We start from the raw sequence: 20,313 nt of genomic DNA on the forward strand, positions 1-20,313 counted from the left end.
TAGCAATAACTTTTGACTTAATTTTCTAAAAAGTTAGGTAGGCATTTACTAAATTACTAGAGTTTAATAGATGTCGGGAACAGCTTTTCATTAAGTCAAATTACTTTTCCCCATAATTTAAAATGTGTACACTATCAATAAGGAGAGTGATTATAATGCAAAACATTACGACAAATGAACAATTTAACGAGATTATCGCATCAGAACAACTGGTTATCGTGAAATTCTATGCGGGTTGGTGCCCTGACTGCACACGCATGAACATGTTTATCGATCCAATCATCGAAGAATACAACCAATACACATGGTATGAAATTAACCGTGATGATTTCCCTGAATTAGCGGAAAAATACCAAGTAATGGGCATTCCAAGTTTATTAATCTTCAAAAACAGTGAAAAACTAGCTCACTTACACAGTGCAAACGCAAAATCACCTGCAGATGTAACTGAATTCTTAAACGCGCAAGGTTAATCAGTTTAGGTTAGCAGCTATGAATAGGTTTTTAGAAACTTTATTCATAGCTTTTTTACTAGTTCTTTATTTAGTTGTTGCTTGCTTAAAAATAAGATTATGAATATTTAAGGGGATGAAGAAAATGCCTTATGTAAATATCAAAATTACCAATGAAGATGTAACACCAGAAAAAAAAGCTGCCCTCATCAAAGGAGCAACTCAATTACTAGTAGATGTACTTGGTAAAAACCCCGCAACAACCGTAGTAGTCATCGATGAAGTCGACACTGACAACTGGGGCATCGCCGGAGAGACTGTAACCAACAGAAGAAAAGAAGGAAAATAATTAATAGCCAAGGTGGAGAAAACTATTTGTTCTTTTCCACTTTTTTTGTTGTGCGTTTGTGATGCACTTTTTGAACGGGAGTAACCTGCGAAAAATGCTTCATCCACTTTATGATGCATTTTCTCAAACGGGAGTAACCCCTTACAGGAGTGCTTCAAAAGCTTTATGAGGTACTTCACGAATAAAATCAGCCTTACAGAAGGGCTTCATTACGCCAAAAGTGCTTCACTTACCTTATGAGGCACTTTGCGAATGAAATTAGCCTAACAGAAGTGCTTCATTACGTTTATGAAGCACTTTTCAAAGCAATCCACCCTTCTAAAGTACTTCATTCTTCTGATAATTCTCTTTTCCCTTCAAATCTATCAAATAGCAACCAAAGCATACTCCATGCAAACGCTCAATTCGATACTTCCCTACTGCCCGCTATCCGCTTTTACAAGCTCATATTGCTCAATCCCTAAAATCCCATAAAGCTCTTCAAGATTTCGAATTTCATAGGTAGGAATAATTTCGCTATGCTGATTCTCTTGTTCATTTAAGTTTATCCAGCAAGTATCGATACCGGCATTCCATCCACCTGTCACGTCTGCACTAAAAGAATCGCCGATAATTAATGTTTCCTTCAAATTGATATTTTCGATTCGTGAAAACACTAGATCGAAGAAGCCTTTCATTGGTTTCTGATAGCCGGTATCTTCTGAAACAAACACTTTTTTGAAATACGGGGCAAGCCCTGAATCCTTCAATCGTTGATGCTGTGTGGAGGAGATTCCATTTGATACGATATATAAATCAAATTCGGCAGATAGCTTTTGAATTAATTCTAAAGCGCCCTCCATTAGGTGATGGCCTTCAGAGAGGTATCTACGATAATTTGCCTGAAGAGCGATTCCATCAACTTCAATTCCATACTGTTGGAACAGTAAAGCAAACCGTTTATTCACGACTTCATCACGGCTGATTTCATTATTTTCATAGGCCTTCCATAATGAGGCATTCAATCTTTTATAGTTCGCTTTCATGTCTGGTGTCAATGTAAATTCTTGTTCTTTAAACAAATTTTGCAGGGCTACTTCTTCTGATGCTTGAAAATCCAGTAATGTATCATCTAAATCAAATAACAAAGTCTTATATGGTGCCATTTTGCTTCCCCCAAGTCCTATTTATATTTCCACATCAAATTATAGCATTCTTTTTACACAATCACTCATATCCCCTATGATATAGAAGAAGAGGTGAGGTTCAAAATGAAAATACAGCTGGATGTTCAGGGCATGTCCCAATATAGCAAAGATGTATTTCCACAATTTCAAAACTCTGCTTGCGGTCCGACTACAATATGTGTCATCTTGAATTATCATGCTTCCAAACAATCGCGAGGCGTTAATGAACTCTACAGGATGCTGGGCGGTACAAGAATTGGTTTATTTACATGGCGCCTTATAAAAAACTTGCGAAAATTATTGGGTTCAGGCTGGGATGTATCACGCTGTTCACTTGCAGAAAGCCTGAAAGAACTTGAGGCCGGAAGACCGGTTGCAATGAAATTTGATAAGCACTTTACTTTCCAATGGTTCTCAAAACCGACATTCAAATATCATTGGGTTCCTCTTATCGGCTATGAAATCAAGGATGATGAACTTTATTTACTCCTTCATGATAATGGCGGACGAAATCGTGAAAGCCAAATAAGGAAGATTCGCTATTCTGATAACTATAAGGTACTAACTTTCGTAAAAATAAAGCCGAGGTGATCAAATCAATCACCCCGGCTCATTTACTTATATGAAGGAATATAAAGTTTTGGCGTGTTTTGCAATAAGGCTGTACCCTTTATCTAGAAGACGTTCAAAAGTTTCCTGTGGGTAATCCTTTACTGCTAACTCTTCCAATGCAGCGTTTATTTGCATTTCTCTTTCAATCTTGGCAAGTTGATGGGAAAGCTTCAGCATTTCAAGATTGTCGCTAATTTTATTGCGTTGTGCTGGTTTCAGGGATTCTAGATTCTCCAGTACCCCGTCGATTGATCCGTAGTTTTGAATGAGCTGTAACGCAGTCTTGGGTCCGATTCCTTTAACCCCAGGATATCCGTCACTTGTATCCCCCATAAAGGCTTTCACATCAGCAAACTTGTACGGCTCGATTAAGTACTCTTCCTTAAAACGGTCTTCTGTATAGATATCGTACTCAGAATACCCTTTCTTCGTAAAGGCGATTTGTGTTGATGGGTTTAATAGTTGGAGCAAATCCTTGTCACCGGAAATAACGGTAATGGAAGCTTCGTCTTTCCATTTTTCAATCATGGACCCGATCAGATCATCCGCTTCCATTCCTATTTCTCCAAAGTTTTTCCAGCCAATCATTTCAGATACTTCTTTGGCCATATCAAACTGGGGGAGCATTTCTTCAGGTGGTGCTGGACGATTTGCTTTATAGCCATCGAAAATTTCGTTTCGGAAAGTTTGCGCCCCCATATCCCAGCAAACCGCTAAGTGTGTTGGTTTATAGATTGATTGCGCCGTTAATACATGGCGGGCAAAGCCTTGTACCCCATTCGAAGGTGTCCCATCGGCTAAACGAATATAATGCCCCATTGCACTCGAGGCAAAAAAAGAACGGAACAATAGTGCCATTCCATCGACGATCAACAGGTGTGGTTTATTAGTCATTTTTAAAATTCCTCTCTGATTCTATTGTTCTTATTATAACAAAATTAATGCGGCATTAGATGCCAATTAAATTGTTAATTAATACGCATATCACTGTAGTTTAGGTATAAATGGAATTGATTCTCTCTAATTTAAATCCCAATTTCTTATAGAATTAAATATACTTAACAAATGATTTAATAGATTATCTTTCAAACTTCCAATTCAGTTTTAGTTAATAAAATTTTATCAAGATATCTTTACACCATTCAATAAGCAGAATATTTCCTAGGGAATATTTTGTAACCCCATCAAACGAGAGAGAAAAATAAATAAACATAAGAGTCTCTGATTTTCAAATACTTTTATAATATAATTTCCTCAAAGGTTTCTCAAAAGGCGGACTCTCCTATTCCCCATTCAGAAGCCTTTTTAGTAGTTTCAATGCTAGAGATGAGTAATAGATTCCCCAGTGATTCAAATCTATTTAATTATTGACAATTCCTTTCTGCAATATCCCTAAAAGTAAATGTTTTTCAAATATGAAAAGCCCCTTTCCATCAGAAAAGGGCTCCTTTTACTTTATTTGTTTCATGTCGCGAATTGCTTGTATCGATAAGCGTACAAGCAGGACGGCACATAAAAACAGGCCGAAGTATGCGGCAATATTCAAGTAGATTGCGTATGCCGTATGAACCACCTGTGAGATTGCAAGGAGAGCAACTGAAATAACTCCGAATGTAATACCTACAAATAGCAATATAAACCTCGAAAATAACTGTGTAATGAAATTTTTATTGTTTTTATCGGAGAAAATATCGTGATGTAAAATCACCTTTCCATCTTCAACTTTTTTAAACAACTGATCTACCCTTCGAGGAATTTTTCGCAAATTCGGTAGCAGGAGTGCCAGTTCCTCTTCTATTCTTTCCTTCGTTGCATGCGGTTCCTTAAAAGGCTTTTTCAATGTTTCTTTCAAGAAATTGCTGGAATAGATTTTGGCTTCCTGAAAAATGTTGAAATTACGGTCAATAATTCTTAATGTGCCATCTAAAGTAACGATCACTCGTAAAGCAATGCTGACGGACGAATATAATTGCAATCCAAAATCACGAATAACCGAAAAAATTGAGTAGACAATTTCATCTGACCGAATCCGCTCCACATAGGATATCTTCAACAAGATTTGACTGATTGCTTGCTCCAGTTCTACACGGTTTACATCATTCCGCTTCTTGACCAATAGGGATATTCCATCATAAAGAATACCTGAATCACTCTGTTGAATGCCGATAAAGAACAATTTCAATCCTTCCTGCTGTGAAGCAGATAAACGGCAAACTGCACCAAAATCCAATATTGTAAGCTCTTTAGTCGTTACATCATAATAGATATTTCCAGGGTGAGGGTCTGCGTGGAAGATTCCCGAAGCCAATGCTTGTTCTAAATACGAGAACAATAACCTTTCTGCAATCGTATGACGGCTGTTTACTGTTTCAGATGGCAGTGCGGCAACACTAACACCTTGTGCAAACTCCATTACTAGGATATTTTCATTGCTATATTCTTCATAGACCTTTGGAATAGTGACTCCAAGTTCACTTCTCTTCATGACATTACTAATTTGCGTCATATTGCGGGCTTCGATTTTAAAGTCGATTTCTTCCCTTAAGGAAGAAGTAAACCCTTCCGCTAAATCGAGAAAGCCTAGATTTTCCGCCCATTGAGATTTACTGGTAATCCAATTGGCAAATTCCATTAGAATGCTAAGATCTTCCCGCATAATATCTTTCACATCCGGTCGCAGCAGCTTGACTACAACTTGTTCATTCGTCTTCCGCAAAACCGCTTTATGTACTTGACCAATCGAGGCAGCTGCAATGGGTTGTGGATCAAAAGATGAAAATACTACGTCTACATCACCTGGCAGGTTCTGTTTTAGCGTATCATTTATTTGCTTCTCAGAAAGCGGTGTGACATTTTGCTGCAATTTCTCGAGCTCTTCAATGAAAATAGGCGAAAATAATTCTTTGCGAGTAGAAAGCACTTGCCCAAATTTAATAAAGATTCCCCCGCATTGCTCAAGTGTTTCACGCAATGCTATAGCTAATTCACGGTCGGAATCACGGTTTCTCGCATACTTCACTGTTCTCGTAATTCCATTTGTAACAGCAATTTTCACTACATTCCGCAACCTCTTTTGATGTCTCCAATAGCCAACCATTCTTTTTGCCAGGGATCTTTTGCCATGATGCCTGCCTGATTTTTCGTCAAATGCGATCGGATCAAATAGTTCAAAGAACAAATAAATGAGCATGGATATAAGCAGCATGCTGCCTATCCACAATATCGTTGTAACATTTACTACACTATCAACCGTATCAAAAGAATATTCCTTCCCCTTCAGATACGTATACCAATAGATAAAAGTCGTGAATGAAACGCTTATCACAACCGACAATACTCTTTTAAAAAGATTGACATTCGCCCCTATTAACCGACCACTAATAAAAAAAGTAAAAGCGGCTACGAGTACGATTAGAAGGATGGGTTTAATAATGGTCATTCCTCACACTCGCTTTCTATTTTGTTGAATTCTATTCTACTATTTTACAATCTACTATAACCTCCACATTCCCTCTTAACGCTTTGCTAATCATGCAGCTCTCCTCTGCTTTTATGGCAAGTCGTTTTGCAATTCGTTTATTGGATTCGCTTGGTTCTTCCAGCAAAATTTCAATATGGTGAATGATTTGCTTATATGTAAAGATATTATTTTCAACTTCGACAATTCCATCCGATTGAAGAGATAGACGCGCAACTACATTAGAACGTTCCAGCATTGCGGCCAACGAAATAATATAGCAACTGGCAGCGGCACTTAAAAGTAACTCATCGGGATTCGTTCCGATTCCTGGGCCGTTCATTTCACGGGGAATCGACATTGTCGTTTCTAAGTTTCCACAGTGAATTTGACCCGTATCATTTCTTCCTCCTGCCCAGCTCGTTTGCAGCTTAAAAATATGTTCGACTTTATTGGACATTTTCTACCACCTCACTAATTTAACTATATCACTTCTCACTTTAGGTTGATAAATATAAATCCTTCTCGGTATATACGGATAAATAAAATAAGGATCCACCTAAAAGCGAATCCTCGAAGTTACACATCAGCTTATCAATATAGCTTGCGAATGTATTTATAAGCCTAGATTTTTAGTCCTCGTTGTTAATTCTGAAGTTAAACCAATAGAATGAATGGTGATCTCTAATGAGTCCTTAGTAAAGACTACTCCATGAAGCTGACCTCGTTCAAAGATTGCCCCGCCTCCATCTATTCCCAACTTCTTTTGGCATGGGGATAACCAGACATCACTTGATTTATCTTCATTCAATAAAACTGTTGGGGTATGTCCAAAAACAACAATTTCCTTTGCTTTATGCGGGGTACTATAAAACTCTTCCCGAATCCAATAAAAATCATCTTCCTTTGTTTTCCGGAAATTCTCTTCTTGCGGGGAAATTCCTGCATGAACAAAGAGGAAGGGTCCCCATAAATAGAAACGCCTCAAGCCCTTAATAAACTCGATGACCTTTGCCTGTTCTTTTTGGATTTTAGTTGTCAGTTCCTTTACTGAAAAATCATTTGAGGCAATAGTAAAAGCAGGATTATTGATAAAACTCTGAACGGTAGCGGCTCCCCCAACCTTCGGATTAAAATAATACTCCGATAGCTCCTCTGGTTTATCCAGCCATCCCAAGAATAATCGTTCATGATTTCCGCTTAATGTGACGACATCATACTCCTGGGCCAGCTGCATTATTCTTTGAATTACTTTTAAACTATCCGGTCCCCGATCAAGATAATCCCCCAGAAAGACGAGTTGTTCTTCGACTGGATTCCATTTAGATAAGATGGGTTCCAACAAACTATAACAACCATGTATATCGCCTATTACGAAAACTTTATCCAATAACACACACCCCATTTACGAAAAACTTGCTTCCTATATTGATTGATACCCTTACAAATCGCCTTATAGACTTATAATTCAATCTATTCTTACTATATCATATTCAATTGGAAATATTTTATATCTATATAAAACACTATAGAGCAGAAAATATAATATTGGATACTTTGGGGGTAGATAATTAGCATTATCCAGCCTCGGATAATACTGATTTAAAAAACAAATTTTCTTTTTTTTATTTATCTCTAGACAATCCTGTAATTTCCTAGTATACTAAGGCTTATAATAATTATATTGCTTCATATCTAATGAATTCACATGTTACAAAAAGTAATCGTGAACGTTCGGTACTTTTTGTAATGTGTGAATTTTTTTATAGTATTTTGAAGTAATTGGTTATTGATTAAATTTTTGGAGGTCTATTAATATGACACAAGGTACAGTAAAATGGTTTAACTCAGAAAAAGGTTTTGGATTTATCGAAGTTGAAGGTGGAAACGATGTATTCGTACACTTCTCTGCAATCCAAGGCGACGGTTTCAAAACTTTAGAAGAAGGTCAAAAAGTTGAATTCTCAGTTGAAGAAGGAAACCGCGGACCACAAGCTTCTAACGTAACTAAACTTTAATTTGAAGCTCAAAGGGCAATCTCTTTTATAGAGATTGCCCTTTTTTTAGTTGAATATTTGTTTAATCAAACTGTAGTACTCCAATTGCGTTTCATAGCATAGGTTGTTGGCCTTGAGGCATTTGCTATTCTTCATAATCGTCTCAAAAGAGCTGGGTTTACTGATGAGGTATCCCTGTATTGCATCACATTCACTATTTAGCAAATAATTAAATTGCTCCATTGTCTCTACCCCCTCCGCTACCACATTTAATTTTAAATGCTTTGCCATGGAGATGATTAAGTCCACTAATGGCTCATGTTCGTTTTCAGTAATGTTCTTCACAAAATCCCGATCAATCTTCAAGCAATCTACGGGAAGATCCTTCAAGTAGGAAAGCGATGAATACCCCTTGCCAAAATCATCTAAAGCAATTGTGATTCCCAAGGCTTTCAGCTCACCCAGGATAGGCATCAGAAAGCTCTTATCCATTGTCATGGTTTCAGTAATTTCCAGCTGCAAGCTTTTAGGAGGAAGCTTAGTCTCCTTTAAAATGGATCTTAAAACTTCAGCAAAATTCTCATGGAAAAGCTGTCCCAGCGATAAATTGACGGCAACCGTGATAGGATGCCCCAAAGTTTCTTGTAATTCTTTTGTTTGTCGGCAAGCTGTTTCAAGTACCCATTTCCCTATTGGGACAATTAGGCCGGATTCTTCTGCAATAGGAATAAAGTCTGACGGTGCAATGAGGCCCTTCTTTGGATGTTTCCATCGCACTAGAGCTTCCATGGAAATCTCATGCTTTGTTTTTAACTTCAGCTGGGGTTGATATTGAAGAAATAATTCATTGTTTTGAATCGCATTATATAAATCATTTTCTAAAAGCAACTGTTCTTCTCGAACATACGACATAGCCGGCTCATAGAAAGCCCATTGCTCCGGCACATTTCTTGCTTCATACATACCAAATCTAGCACATTTCAAAAGATCGTCTGCGCTTTTTGCATCCTCGGGATAATAGGCAATTCCGATATTCAAGGCAATATTTAGGGAGAAATGCTGGATGCAAAACGGTTTCTCCATTAATTCAGTAAGTTGTTTACAAAGAATGAGAAAAGCTTCCTTATCATTTTCGCCTGCACTCAAGATTAGAAATTGATCCTCTTCCAGTTTCCCAATTACCAGATGAGGAAGCTTCTTCAGCAATCGTTCGGCTATCAAAGCCAGCAAACGGTTAGTATAAAAGGTGCCCAAAGAACTTTTGATTGTTGAGAATCGATCTACTTCAAAAACCAACAGTGCTTTTTGGGATGCATCACTTTTTAAGTCGTCATTGATTCTTTCAATGATATAACGCTCATTTGGAAGCTTCGTAACCTCATCATAATAAGCCATAAAATGCTTTTCTTTTTCGGCATTGGATAATTTTCGTTCAGTATCCCGTAAAGTTCTAAGGGTATTTTCGTGTATCCATTTTACATAGACACCAAAACAAAGCAGCGAAATCATAATAAGAGAATAGACTATATTATTAGAGATCGAACTTACCGCAGATAATAAAAAAATGCTAACAAGAGCCATGACTGCTACCCCAATTGCTAAGTACGTGATATTTTTCCTGTCCAGGTACGAATAACTATTCATTATTGACCCCCTATCTTAAATCAAAATAACTAACTACAACAAAAACTCCTTAGGTAATTTGGTATGATAAAAAATTTCTCGAGTAGTTACTTTTTATTTAATCGTACTTATAGGGGGTTATTTTTTTTTGTACACTATTTTATACTTCTTCAGGTGAATCCGTTTTTTTCACCTTCTGCAGCAATTCTTCCAGATCGGCTTTATACTTTTGGTAGATTTGTTCATGTCCAAGAGTCTGAAAAATCGTGAAAGCACGATTACATTTTTCCATTCCTTCTTCAACAGAATTCTCAAGTATATCTAGCATTCCTTCATAATATATGATTAATGTTTGTTCGAAGAAATCAGAAACTCTCTTATAGTATTTTTTGGTAGCATCCAAGATAATTTTCGAATATTGGTAGCCCTCGTACTTAAAGCTAAACTCTAATAGATTGAAGAATAAATAACTTAACATATTTTTATCTAAATTTAAGCCTTTGTACTTATCCGCTCGATATAATAAGTTTCTTGTCATTAAAAATGCCGTTTCTGGAGGGAATAGGAAAATAAAGTTATTTAAAATCACAAGTTCGTGATAACACCATTCCTCCATACTTAATAGATAGTCGGTAATTTCCTTAATATACTCCTCCTTGACTTTTTTTGGATCTAAATCATTCTCTATACAATGACAAAGAATATAAAAATGTCTTAGGAAGATGTCTCCACTTTCTTTGTATTGCTCGTTAACTCTATTTTTTATTTTTGATATTTCCTTTAAATCATTTGCATAATATAACTCAATCACTTTATTAAATTCATTCATTTTAGTTGATGTTTTATAATCGTTTTTTATGTAGAAAAATTCATTATATGTAACATTACAATACTCTAGAATTTCTGTTAATTTATCAGAGGAAATACTATTTTTGCCCGATTCAATTCTCGCTATGTATGGACGCGTCATCCCAATTGCATTTGCTAAATCTTGTTGTGTAATTTTTTTATTAGTACGGATATATCTTATAACCTGTCCGATTTCCATTACATACGTCCCCCCTGTTGATATGTATAATATAGTATACACTAAAATCTCATTCTAACTTTCTCTAGTACAATTTCATTATAGTAAATTTTCTAGAGAAAGGATTGAATGACTATGAAAAAAGTTTCTTCTTTGATTAAGTTAGCGGTTGTTGCTGCTGCTGTAGTTGTGGCTACTACTCCTGAAATTAGACCAATGATGTGGTTTATAGGATACTACTAAACTTCACTCGCATCTAATTATTTTAACCTTCGTTTGAAAACTACCTTTTAACAACCAGTCTGTAATTGTGTTCCTCCTAATTTTAGGAGGTCTTTTTTTTACTATAATTTTCCTCAACCCAATTATATAGGGAATATAAAAACCACGCTATCCAAATGTATAACGCGGTTCATTTTATTTTACGCAAATTCAACTGCTGCTTTATTGAAAAAAAGGATACTGCCAGAGCCACACCCTAACAATATCCCATGTATTAAGTATATTTCTAGTAATAGTATTTCGCTTTACATACTGCTCGCTTCAGCCTTACAAAATAGCTCTTCAAGAAGCTCTTTATTTTTCTCTGCGAATTTTTCATTATGGGAAGAAACCATTCCATATTGATCCGCTTTTGGATCGATATATTTCTTGGCATTATTGACAGCAAGAACCGCATCTTGGAACGTACCGATCAGTAAATTTACTTTATCATCATATGAAATAATATCCCCGGCACCAAAAATCCCTGGAACCGATGTCTTGCATTGCCCCTGACCAACCAAATAATAATCATCTTTTCTCATTGGTTGAATGTCATCAGCGAATGTTAAAGACACTTCACGATTATAACCATGACTTATTAGTACATCATCGACTTCAATTTCATGAATCTGACCATTTTGTGATATGACCACTTGTTCTATCGCTGTTTTCGCATCATTGGATACGACGGATTGAATTTCCGCATTGAGCATAATTTGCACACCATGCTCTTTCAGCTTTTCCACCTGGGATTCATGCGCAGTCAATTGCTCCTTGCGGTAAATCACAACAACTTCTTTAGCAACAAATAAAAGTTCTACCGCCCAATCAATCGCGCCATTTCCGCCGCCTGATACAAGTACCTTTTTATTGCGGAATCGTTCCAAGCCTAAAATCGTATAGTGCAAGTTCGACATTTCGTATTTTTCTGCGCCTTCAATTTCAAGCTTGATGGGATTTAAGATACCTCCACCAACAGCAACAATGATGGTTTTTGAATAATGGACTTCCCCAGAATTGGTTGTAATCACAAATATTTCACCATGTTTCTCGATTTGTTCCACTTTTGTATTTAGACAAATTGTTGGCGAGAAAGTGTTTGCCTGATTGATTAAGTTTTGAATAAATAGTTGTGCCTGCATCGGCGGCTGTCCACCAACGTCCCACAATACCTTTTCTGGATATATGTTGACCTTTCCACCCAGGACAGGTTGCACCTCGATAATTTTTGTTTTCATATTGCGTAGACCACTATAAAAAGCACTATATAAACCGGCTGGTCCGCCACCGATAATTGTTACATCAAATAGTTCCATGTGAACCTCCCAAAGTTTATTATCCCTTACGTGCTGATAATAATTCTCAATAAATATAATAATATAGATAATGATAATCAATTTCAATAACAAATATGCAAATTACCCATTAATTTCGACTAAAATGTATGTCTGCTTGGCAGGAATACCTGCCCATTTTATCCGGAGCAGTAAGAATGAAGCAAATATACTTAATAGTGATTTTGAAATTTACTCCATTATGTTTAATATATAAACTGATAGAAACTTGTAGTTAGACTTTTTACATAGCTGCCAATAAATATATTTTATATCAATTAGGTGCTAGAATAGATTTACTACATGATTAACAAGGATAATGATAACAGGCAGTTTATACATGAACTATAATCAGTTTTTAAATTATTTATTAATTCTAAATGTTATTTTAACAATTCTTTTAATTAGGAAAAAATCAGTAAAAGTAAAGAAGGCCTAAATCAATAAAGCTTCACTTTGTGAATAAAAATAAAAAACAACCGAAAAAGATTTCGGTTGCTCTTTCACCTATTAAAACTACAGTTCGTATATTGATGCAAAAAAGATACCAGCAAGTATGCTTTGCTAATTATACAAATATCAGCCATAGGATGATCGTGAATACGATCGTTGTGATACCCTGTAAAAGTGTTGCCATTGTTTGTGCCTTATAGGCTTGTGTTACTTCCATCCCGCTATACTGTGTAACCACCCAGAAAAAGCTGTCATTTACGTGGGAAACTGTCATTGCCCCAGCACCAATTGCCATAACCACTAATGCTAATGGTAGTGCACCTTCAATTCCAGCTGTTACTAACATTGGTGCTACAAGCGTTGATGTAATAACAAGAGCTGTTGTTGATGAACCCTGTGCTGTTTTCAATGCAGCTGCAATGATAAATGGAACCAGCAGGAACAGCGAACCAGTAGCTAAAGATCCTAGATCCATCTGCTGCAGCATATCGCCGACACCAGTTTCTTTAATAATCGTCCCGAACGATCCACCAGCAGCAGTGATTAATAAAATAGGAGCCGCATCCTTTAAACTATCCCCTATCCAGCCGGTTAACGTTTCTTCATTCAGCTTTGGAAGTAGCGGGAATGCTGCAAATACACCTAATAATAAAGCAACAATCGGACTACCCAAGAAGCGTAGAATCATATTAAAAGTAGCATCCGGATTTCCTACTAATGCTGCAATAGAACCTATCCCAATCAAAATAATCGGTAGTACAATCGGGAAAAATGCTTTAAATGTTGATGGCATTTCTCCAAAAGACTTAATTACCTCTTCATAATCAAGAGCCTCTTCATCATCCATAGGAACTCTAATTTTTGTAGCAACTTTTGAAGCCCAAAGATACCCAACAAACGTAGCAGGAATGGCTACAATTAAACCGACAAGTATCACTGTCCCTAAATAATCCGCTGCACCAATATTCCCTGCAGCCGCAATCGGTCCGGGAGTCGGAGGAACAAGCACGTGTGTTGCGTATAAGCCCGTTGCCAATGCTACCCCCATCGATGCAATCGTAACTTTCGCACGTTTTGCCAATGATTTTTGCAAGCTTGAAAGAATTATAAATCCAGAGTCACAGAATACAGGAATTGATACGATATAACCAATAATCGACATTGCTAACTGAGGACGTTTCGGCCCTACAATTCGAAGTACAACCTCCGCCATACGGTAAGCAGCACCGGAACGTTCCAATATAACGCCGATCATCGTCCCCGCAACGATCACAATTCCAATGCTCGTCATTAAACTGCCAAAACCGGTATTAATATTTGCAACAACGTCCAATAAAGGCATTCCTGAAGCAATTCCAACAAAGAATGAACTCAATATTAGTGCTAAAAATGGATGCAATTTTAATTTCGCAGTCGCTAGCACAACAAATAAAACCCCAATTAAAATAATGACAAATAACATACGTAATCCCCCTCAATCGATTAATTTACTAAACACTTCATATGCTTTTTGCGACAAACTGCTTGATGCTTCTTTCATCGCTTTTTCGGTTGAAATGGTCTCCCCGGCTACTGAATGGATTTCCTGGTAGTGCTCAGCTAAGAGCGATTTATCTTGTTCATCTATGCAGCCTGAAAGCAAGACTGTTGGTATTTCATGATCCTTTGCACATTTAAGCACACCAAAAGGCGCTTTCCCATGCAAAGTTTGGCGATCTGATTTTCCTTCCCCAGTGAAAACATAATCGGCCCCTTGTATTTTCTCGTTGTACTTCATGACATCGAGAACAAGATGAATTCCTTGATGAAACTGCCCTTGCAAGAAGGCAATCAGTGCACCGCCCATACCACCGGCAGCACCCGCTCCTTTATAGTCATGAAGCCGAACTCCTTTTACTTTCTCCACAATATCCGCAAAGTAAGTCAAAGCCTGGTCAAAGTACTCAACTTCATCCTCTTGTACGCCTTTTTGCGGACCGAATACGGCCGATGCTCCCTTTTCACCGACTAATGGATTGTCGACATCACAGGCAATTGCGATTTTTGACTCTGCTAATCTAGCATCCCAGTTTGAAAAATCCAATCCTTTTACGTCGAATAAGCCCTCAATCGACTTTTGTACATCCAATCCAAGTCCATCGATTAAACGAAGTCCAAGAGCTCGCAGCATCCCGACACCGGCATCGTTCGTGGCACTCCCTCCAATGCAAATGATAAAATCTCTAAAACCTTGATCCAATGCACATTTAATCAATTGACCCGTACCAAAGCTTGAGGCAATCTTGGGGTTCCGCTCTTTGTTATGCAACAGGGTAATGCCGGATGCAGAAGCCATCTCAATCACACAAGTCGTCTGATTGCCCAGCACTCCAAAAGAAGCTTCAATCTCACGCCCAAGTGGATCAAGTACAGTAGTTTTTATATAGTGGCCATTTGTTGCCAAAACTAATGCGTCTACTGTTCCTTCTCCCCCATCAGCAACAGGCAGCAAGACCGTTTCTACGTTCTCGTCCGCTTTTTTAATCCCTTTTTCGATTGCTTGTGCTGCTTCGAGTGCGGTTAATGTTCCTTTAAATGAATCTGGACTTATTACAACTTTCATCCTGCTGCTCCTTTCATACTAAATCTAGTTATTAATTAAGCGCTTACAATAATTATAATGAGAAACTATGGAAATTAGCATTATAATAGGTGTACAATATAACTGTATTAGTACAGTATCTTTTTTATACGGGGTGTATAATATGTTATCCATTAAGTTAGCTGAGGAAATTGTCGATCAGACTATGTTGCGGCTTCATCATAATATCAATGTCATTAGTCCAAATGGCGTTATTTTGGCTTCCGGGGAGAAAGAAAGAATCGATCTTATTCATGAAGGTGCCATAGAGGTAGTTCAAACAGGGATGCCTCTATTAATAGATGAAGCACTCTCCAGCCGATTTCAAAATTGCAAACCAGGCATTAATATGCCGATTAAATTCCATGACGAAATCATCGGGGTAATCGGGATTACCGGTAATCCTGGTGAATTAAGCGAAATAGCCAATCTTGTGCAATTGACGACAGAAATGATGGTCCATCAGGTACTGACGGAAAGTGAAAGTGAATGGCAACGAAAAAATGGGGACTTCATATTCAAAGCTTTAATTGAGGACGAAACAAACCTTAGTATCATTACCGAACGAATACATAAGCTGCCATTTCCATTGAGGGAACCCTTCCAGATTATCCTGCTGAAACAGGAAGGAAATCAGACATCTAACACTTTATCGATAAACCTTGAAAATATTTTATATAAACAACCAATCCTTTTTGGGCAAATGGAGTTGAATGAATATTACATTTGCTTATCCGGCGATTCTGTGAAGAATATGAAGTCTATTTTAAACCAGCTGACGAAACTACGAAAAAAGTTAGAGATTTCTATAGGAGTAGGACCTATTGTCAACTCATTTGCTGAGCTGTCCTATGGATTTAACGGCGCAAAAACCGCCCTTTCCTTTTCACATGATGGAAGACGAGACACACTTTTTGAAGAAATAGAAGTTTATACACTGATTAAGAACAAAAATGACCAAGATGTGAAAAAGTTTTTATCAAAAATACTGCTCGGTATGAGCGAAAAAATGATGAACACATTAGAAACATTTTTTGAAAGCGACCTTCAGATTAATGTATGTGCAGATCGCCTACAAATTCATCACCATACCCTTTCCTATCGACTAAATAAAATACACGAGCTAACTGGATACCATCCGCAGAATTTCAAGGATGCTTTCGTTTTAAAACTCGCACTCATGCTTAGCAAGCAGTTTTGAGGCATCAAAACCCCGTTCTATATTGAACGGGGAAAAACCTATGCGGTCCATTTGTTATATTGGAAACTTCTCTAGGCTAAAACAACAAAAAAAGACTGCCAGCATGACAGCCTCAATTTTTCACATATGTAAAATAATAAATTCTTTATTTCTTTTTTAGTTTCACTGATATATCCCCGTTAAATTCGAGATAGCATTGCTCGATGTCCTCGATTTCAAAAAAGCCTTTCAATCGTAATAATGCCATTAGTTCATCCTCGGAAATCCGTTCCTTTTTCAGTGACTTCTCAATAATCTCACCATGTTCTATCAGGAGAAGGGGTTCTCCAATAATAAGTTTTTCCGCTTTTTTGGATCTAACCGTTATCCAATCAAATAGATAGATCATCACCACTAATACAACAAAAAGAATGATTGTAAACCACAGAGGATAATCTTGGGAAATCGTTACATCCCAGCCGACACTTGTCATCAGTACCATGAACGCAAAATCAATCGGGGTAGATTGATTGAGTTCCTTATTTCCCATAATTCGAAAAATAATAAACATCAAGAATAACACGAGCGGAAATTCCACTAAAACCTCACTCATTTTTTCCATATGGTTCTCCTTTTCTGTGCAGGGGTTTCCTTCCTCCCCACCTTTACCTTTTCTTTATATATTCCTCATTCCTTGATTGGCTAAACAGTTTTTGCTTTTTATTGCCTCTTCATTGGTTTATCTCCTTCCATACAAAGGTATAGAGTTAAGGTAAAATTTTTTTGGACTGGAGGAAATCACATGAACAAAAAACAAGAGCAATTAGAACACTTCAAATCTAACGACAGTAATCAACCCCTTACAACAAATCAAGGTCTTAAAGTTTCCGAAGATGAACATTCATTAAAGGTAGGCTCTCGTGGTCCAACGATTATGGAGGATTTTCATTTCCGCGAGAAGATGACGCATTTCGACCATGAGCGTATTCCTGAGCGGGTCGTTCATGCACGTGGAACAGCAGCACACGGCGTTTTCGAAAGCTATGAAGATGCCAGTGATATCACAAAAGCGAAATTTCTATCAGAAAAAGGGAAACAAACTCCTGTTTTTGTTCGTTTCTCTACCGTTGCTGGTTCCCGTGGTTCAGCAGACACGGTCCGCGATGTCCGTGGTTTTTCCACAAAGTTTTATACAGAAGAAGGAAATTATGATTTAGTCGGCAATAATATTCCTGTCTTCTTTATACAGGATGCCATTAAATTCCCAGATTTTGTTCATGCAGTAAAACCAGAACCGCATAACGAAATTCCCCAAGCTCAAAGTGCCCACGATACGTTCTGGGATTTTATCGCAAACAACCAAGAAAGTGCCCATATGGTGATGTGGCACCTGTCCGACCGTGCCATTCCTAGAAGCTACCGTATGATGGAAGGCTTTGGCGTCAACACATATCGATTCGTTAATGAGGCTGGACAAGCTCATTTTGTTAAATTCCATTGGAAGCCAAAATTAGGCGTTCACTCATTAGTTTGGGATGAAGCTCAAAAAATTGCCGGAAAAGATCCAGACTTCCACCGCCGTGATTTATACGACAACATCGAGCAAGGGAATTTCCCGGAATACGAACTAGGTGTACAACTGATTGCCCAAGAAGATGAATTCAACTTTGACTTCGATATACTGGATCCAACCAAAATTTGGCCAGAAGAAGAAGTGCCTGTTCGAATTTTAGGAAAAATGACGTTAAATCAAAACGTTGATAATTTCTTTGCCGAGACGGAACAAGTGGCCTTCCATGTTGGGCATGTTGTCCCAGGGATAGATTTTTCAAACGATCCGTTACTGCAAGGCCGTTTATTCTCTTATACAGATACACAGCTGATTCGTCTAGGCGGGCCAAACTTCCATGAACTGCCGATCAACCGTCCAGTGTGCCCATTCCATAACAACCAACGAGATGGATATGGACGTCAAACCATAAATGTTGGACCAGTCAGCTACCATAAAAATTCTATTCAGCAAAATACACCTGCACCTGTTCCTCCAAGCGAAGGAGGCTATGAACACTATCAAGAGAAAGTTGATGGTGTAAAGGTCCGTGCAAGAAGTCAATCCTTCGAGGATCATTTTACGCAAGCACGAATGTTTTGGTTAAGTATGACCGATATTGAAAAAGAACATATTGTGAAAGCCGCTAGTTTCGAGGTCGGAAAAGTGGCCCGCCGTGAAATTCGTCAACAAGTAGTGGAGATGTTCGCGAATATCGATGTAGAATTGGCTACTCAATTAGCGATGAATGTAGGGGTTGAACCACCAAAAATTAAGCAAGCTGTTGAAACAAACAAAACTTCCCCTGCCGTAAGCCAATTTGTGAATCCAATATTCTCAACTGAATCGAAAAAAGTGGCGATTATTGTTAATGAGACAACTGAGAATCTAGACAAAATCCTGCCTACATTAAATGGTCAAAAAATCTCTGTTGAACTTGTCAGCGACAAACAACAAACAGTCCAAAACATCGTGGTTAACCATACGATGGATACAGCCTCTCCTGTCCTATATGACGGCATCATTGTTGCCGGTAAATTTGAAGAACCAAAGTCTAAAAATAAGTTAAACCATTTCATCGAGGAGACATACAACCACTACAAACCACTTGCCTTTTTGGTTGCAGCAGATTCGCAAAGTCCAATTGTGAACACAGGGGATGAAGGAGTAGTCCAAACGGTAGAGTCCTTCATCGAAGCATTGCGTATCGGCCGCCATTGGAATCGTCCAAACGCTATCGGCTAAACAACTATGAACAAACCATCGTCAAATCTTAGGAGGTTCAAGTTAACATGACTCAAGAATCAAATAACGAATCCTATCCAAAGAATCCGAATTACAAAAAAGTCGAGCAAACCCAAGAGGTAACATTAACCGTCCCCGAACAAACGCAACAAAGTCAGCCCGGGATTGAAGGATTGATGGAACCAAGACCCATTATCGAAAATCCCGATTATCAGGGAAGCGGCAAATTAAAAGGAAAAGTTGCCCTCATTACTGGTGGGGATAGTGGGATCGGAGCAGCTACAGCAATCGCGTTTGCTAAGGAAGGCGCAAATGTTGCGATTTCGTATTTTGGTGCGCAAGAGGAAGAAGATGCAGAGCGTACAAAATCAAGAATTGAAGAACTGGGACAGCAATGCTTGTTGCTGCCTGGTGACTTGAGAGAAAAGCAACAGTGTCTCGATATCGTTACAAAAACAGTGGACACATTCGGCCAGCTTGATATCTTGGTTAACCATGTGGGTGTTCAATTTGAGCAAAAAGACTTCCTTGATATTTCGGATGAACAATTTGATGAAACGTTCAAGGTCAATGTTTACTCACACTTCTATACAACACGTGAAGCTTTAAAGTATTTAAAATCAGGAAGTGCCATCGTAAACACGGCCTCTGTTGTCGCATTTGATGGAAATGATAAATTAATGGATTACACCATGACAAAAGCAGCAAGTGTAGGAATGACACGTGCACTTGCAAAAAATCTTGTCAATAAGGGAATCCGTGTCAATGCTGTTGCCCCTGGCAGAGTGTGGACGCCGCTGATTCCGGCAAGCTTTTCTGCAGAGGAAGTAACTCAAGCCGGAAATCCAATGAATCGACAGGGCCAACCTTTTGAATTAGCTCCTGCCTATGTCTATTTGGCTTCGGACGATTCCCGTTTCGTTACCGGGCAAATCATCCATGTAAACGGCGGGCAAATTTTCGCCTAATAAGATTGAAGAAGAAT

Annotated in this window: 18 protein-coding genes; 7 read left to right on the forward strand and 11 right to left on the reverse strand. The window is 38.0% G+C overall.

Translation table 11 applies throughout. From position 1 onward, the window contains the following. Positions 1–155: 155 nt before the first annotated feature. Positions 156–473: a thioredoxin family protein gene (locus QYB95_RS05265; RefSeq protein ID WP_301137199.1), complete on the forward strand. Its 318-nt coding sequence runs from the start codon at positions 156–158 to the stop codon at positions 471–473. Positions 474–597: 124 nt separating this feature from the next. Next, complete coding sequence (locus QYB95_RS05270; RefSeq protein WP_301137201.1) at positions 598–801, forward strand: 2-hydroxymuconate tautomerase family protein; 204 nt, start codon at positions 598–600, stop codon at positions 799–801. A gap of 416 nt (positions 802–1,217) precedes the next feature. Here QYB95_RS05270 and QYB95_RS05275 read toward each other — a convergent pair whose 3' ends face one another. Then, positions 1,218–1,946 carry a YjjG family noncanonical pyrimidine nucleotidase gene (locus QYB95_RS05275; RefSeq protein ID WP_301137202.1) on the reverse strand — a complete coding sequence of 243 codons (729 nt, stop codon included), beginning with the start codon at positions 1,944–1,946 and terminating at the stop codon, positions 1,218–1,220. Between the two features lie 105 nt (positions 1,947–2,051). Between QYB95_RS05275 and QYB95_RS05280 the strand changes: the two genes are divergently transcribed. Then, entirely contained in the window at positions 2,052–2,558 is a 507-nt protein-coding gene (locus QYB95_RS05280) for a C39 family peptidase (RefSeq protein ID WP_301137204.1), read from the forward strand. A 27-nt stretch (positions 2,559–2,585) separates the two neighbouring features. Here QYB95_RS05280 and QYB95_RS05285 read toward each other — a convergent pair whose 3' ends face one another. The 4 genes from QYB95_RS05285 to QYB95_RS05300 all read right to left on the reverse strand — a co-directional run bounded on the left by QYB95_RS05285 (position 2,586) and on the right by QYB95_RS05300 (position 7,426). Then, positions 2,586–3,473, reverse strand: coding sequence for a 5'-3' exonuclease (locus QYB95_RS05285; protein WP_301137205.1), 888 nt, complete (start codon positions 3,471–3,473; stop codon positions 2,586–2,588). A 556-nt stretch (positions 3,474–4,029) separates the two neighbouring features. Next, positions 4,030–6,018 (reverse strand): ABC1 kinase family protein, encoded by a 1,989-nt coding sequence (locus QYB95_RS05290; protein WP_301137206.1) that lies wholly within the window; start codon positions 6,016–6,018, stop codon positions 4,030–4,032. A gap of 31 nt (positions 6,019–6,049) precedes the next feature. Continuing rightward, positions 6,050–6,496 (reverse strand): SACOL1771 family peroxiredoxin, encoded by a 447-nt coding sequence (locus QYB95_RS05295; RefSeq protein ID WP_301137207.1) that lies wholly within the window; start codon positions 6,494–6,496, stop codon positions 6,050–6,052. A 156-nt stretch (positions 6,497–6,652) separates the two neighbouring features. Next, the gene (locus QYB95_RS05300; RefSeq protein WP_301137208.1) at positions 6,653–7,426 is read right to left on the reverse strand and encodes a metallophosphoesterase; all 774 of its coding nucleotides are present in this window, start codon (positions 7,424–7,426) and stop codon (positions 6,653–6,655) included. 427 nt (positions 7,427–7,853) lie between these two features. Here QYB95_RS05300 and QYB95_RS05305 point away from each other — a divergent pair, with 427 nt between their 5' ends. Further along, positions 7,854–8,054, forward strand: a complete 201-nt coding sequence (locus QYB95_RS05305; RefSeq protein ID WP_036201146.1) for a cold-shock protein — start codon at positions 7,854–7,856, stop codon at positions 8,052–8,054. 45 nt (positions 8,055–8,099) lie between these two features. Here QYB95_RS05305 and QYB95_RS05310 read toward each other — a convergent pair whose 3' ends face one another. The 5 genes from QYB95_RS05310 to QYB95_RS05330 all read right to left on the reverse strand — a co-directional run bounded on the left by QYB95_RS05310 (position 8,100) and on the right by QYB95_RS05330 (position 15,336). Continuing rightward, entirely contained in the window at positions 8,100–9,677 is a 1,578-nt protein-coding gene (locus QYB95_RS05310; RefSeq protein WP_301137210.1) for a putative bifunctional diguanylate cyclase/phosphodiesterase, read from the reverse strand. Positions 9,678–9,816: 139 nt separating this feature from the next. Next, positions 9,817–10,704 carry a helix-turn-helix domain-containing protein gene (locus tag QYB95_RS05315; protein ID WP_301137211.1) on the reverse strand — a complete coding sequence of 296 codons (888 nt, stop codon included), beginning with the start codon at positions 10,702–10,704 and terminating at the stop codon, positions 9,817–9,819. A 506-nt stretch (positions 10,705–11,210) separates the two neighbouring features. Further along, complete coding sequence (locus tag QYB95_RS05320) at positions 11,211–12,263, reverse strand: NAD(P)/FAD-dependent oxidoreductase (protein WP_301137212.1); 1,053 nt, start codon at positions 12,261–12,263, stop codon at positions 11,211–11,213. Between the two features lie 586 nt (positions 12,264–12,849). Beyond that, on the reverse strand, positions 12,850–14,196 hold the full coding sequence (locus QYB95_RS05325) for a GntP family permease (protein WP_301137213.1): 1,347 nt from the start codon (positions 14,194–14,196) through the stop codon (positions 12,850–12,852). Positions 14,197–14,208: 12 nt separating this feature from the next. Next, complete coding sequence (locus QYB95_RS05330) at positions 14,209–15,336, reverse strand: glycerate kinase (RefSeq protein ID WP_301137214.1); 1,128 nt, start codon at positions 15,334–15,336, stop codon at positions 14,209–14,211. Between the two features lie 142 nt (positions 15,337–15,478). On the opposite strand from QYB95_RS05330, the gene QYB95_RS05335 reads away from it, so the two are divergent. Beyond that, entirely contained in the window at positions 15,479–16,555 is a 1,077-nt protein-coding gene (locus tag QYB95_RS05335) for a CdaR family transcriptional regulator (RefSeq protein ID WP_301137215.1), read from the forward strand. 145 nt (positions 16,556–16,700) lie between these two features. Here QYB95_RS05335 and QYB95_RS05340 read toward each other — a convergent pair whose 3' ends face one another. Beyond that, entirely contained in the window at positions 16,701–17,156 is a 456-nt protein-coding gene (locus tag QYB95_RS05340) for a DUF421 domain-containing protein (protein WP_301137216.1), read from the reverse strand. Between the two features lie 180 nt (positions 17,157–17,336). Between QYB95_RS05340 and QYB95_RS05345 the strand changes: the two genes are divergently transcribed. After that, positions 17,337–19,328 carry a catalase gene (locus QYB95_RS05345; protein ID WP_301137217.1) on the forward strand — a complete coding sequence of 664 codons (1,992 nt, stop codon included), beginning with the start codon at positions 17,337–17,339 and terminating at the stop codon, positions 19,326–19,328. A gap of 47 nt (positions 19,329–19,375) precedes the next feature. Then, on the forward strand, positions 19,376–20,296 hold the full coding sequence (locus tag QYB95_RS05350; protein WP_301137218.1) for an SDR family oxidoreductase: 921 nt from the start codon (positions 19,376–19,378) through the stop codon (positions 20,294–20,296). Positions 20,297–20,313: the final 17 nt, after the last annotated feature.

The sequence above is a fragment of the Ureibacillus aquaedulcis genome, from assembly GCF_030418165.1.
Taxonomy (GTDB): Bacteria; Bacillota; Bacilli; order Bacillales_A; family Planococcaceae; genus Ureibacillus; species Ureibacillus aquaedulcis.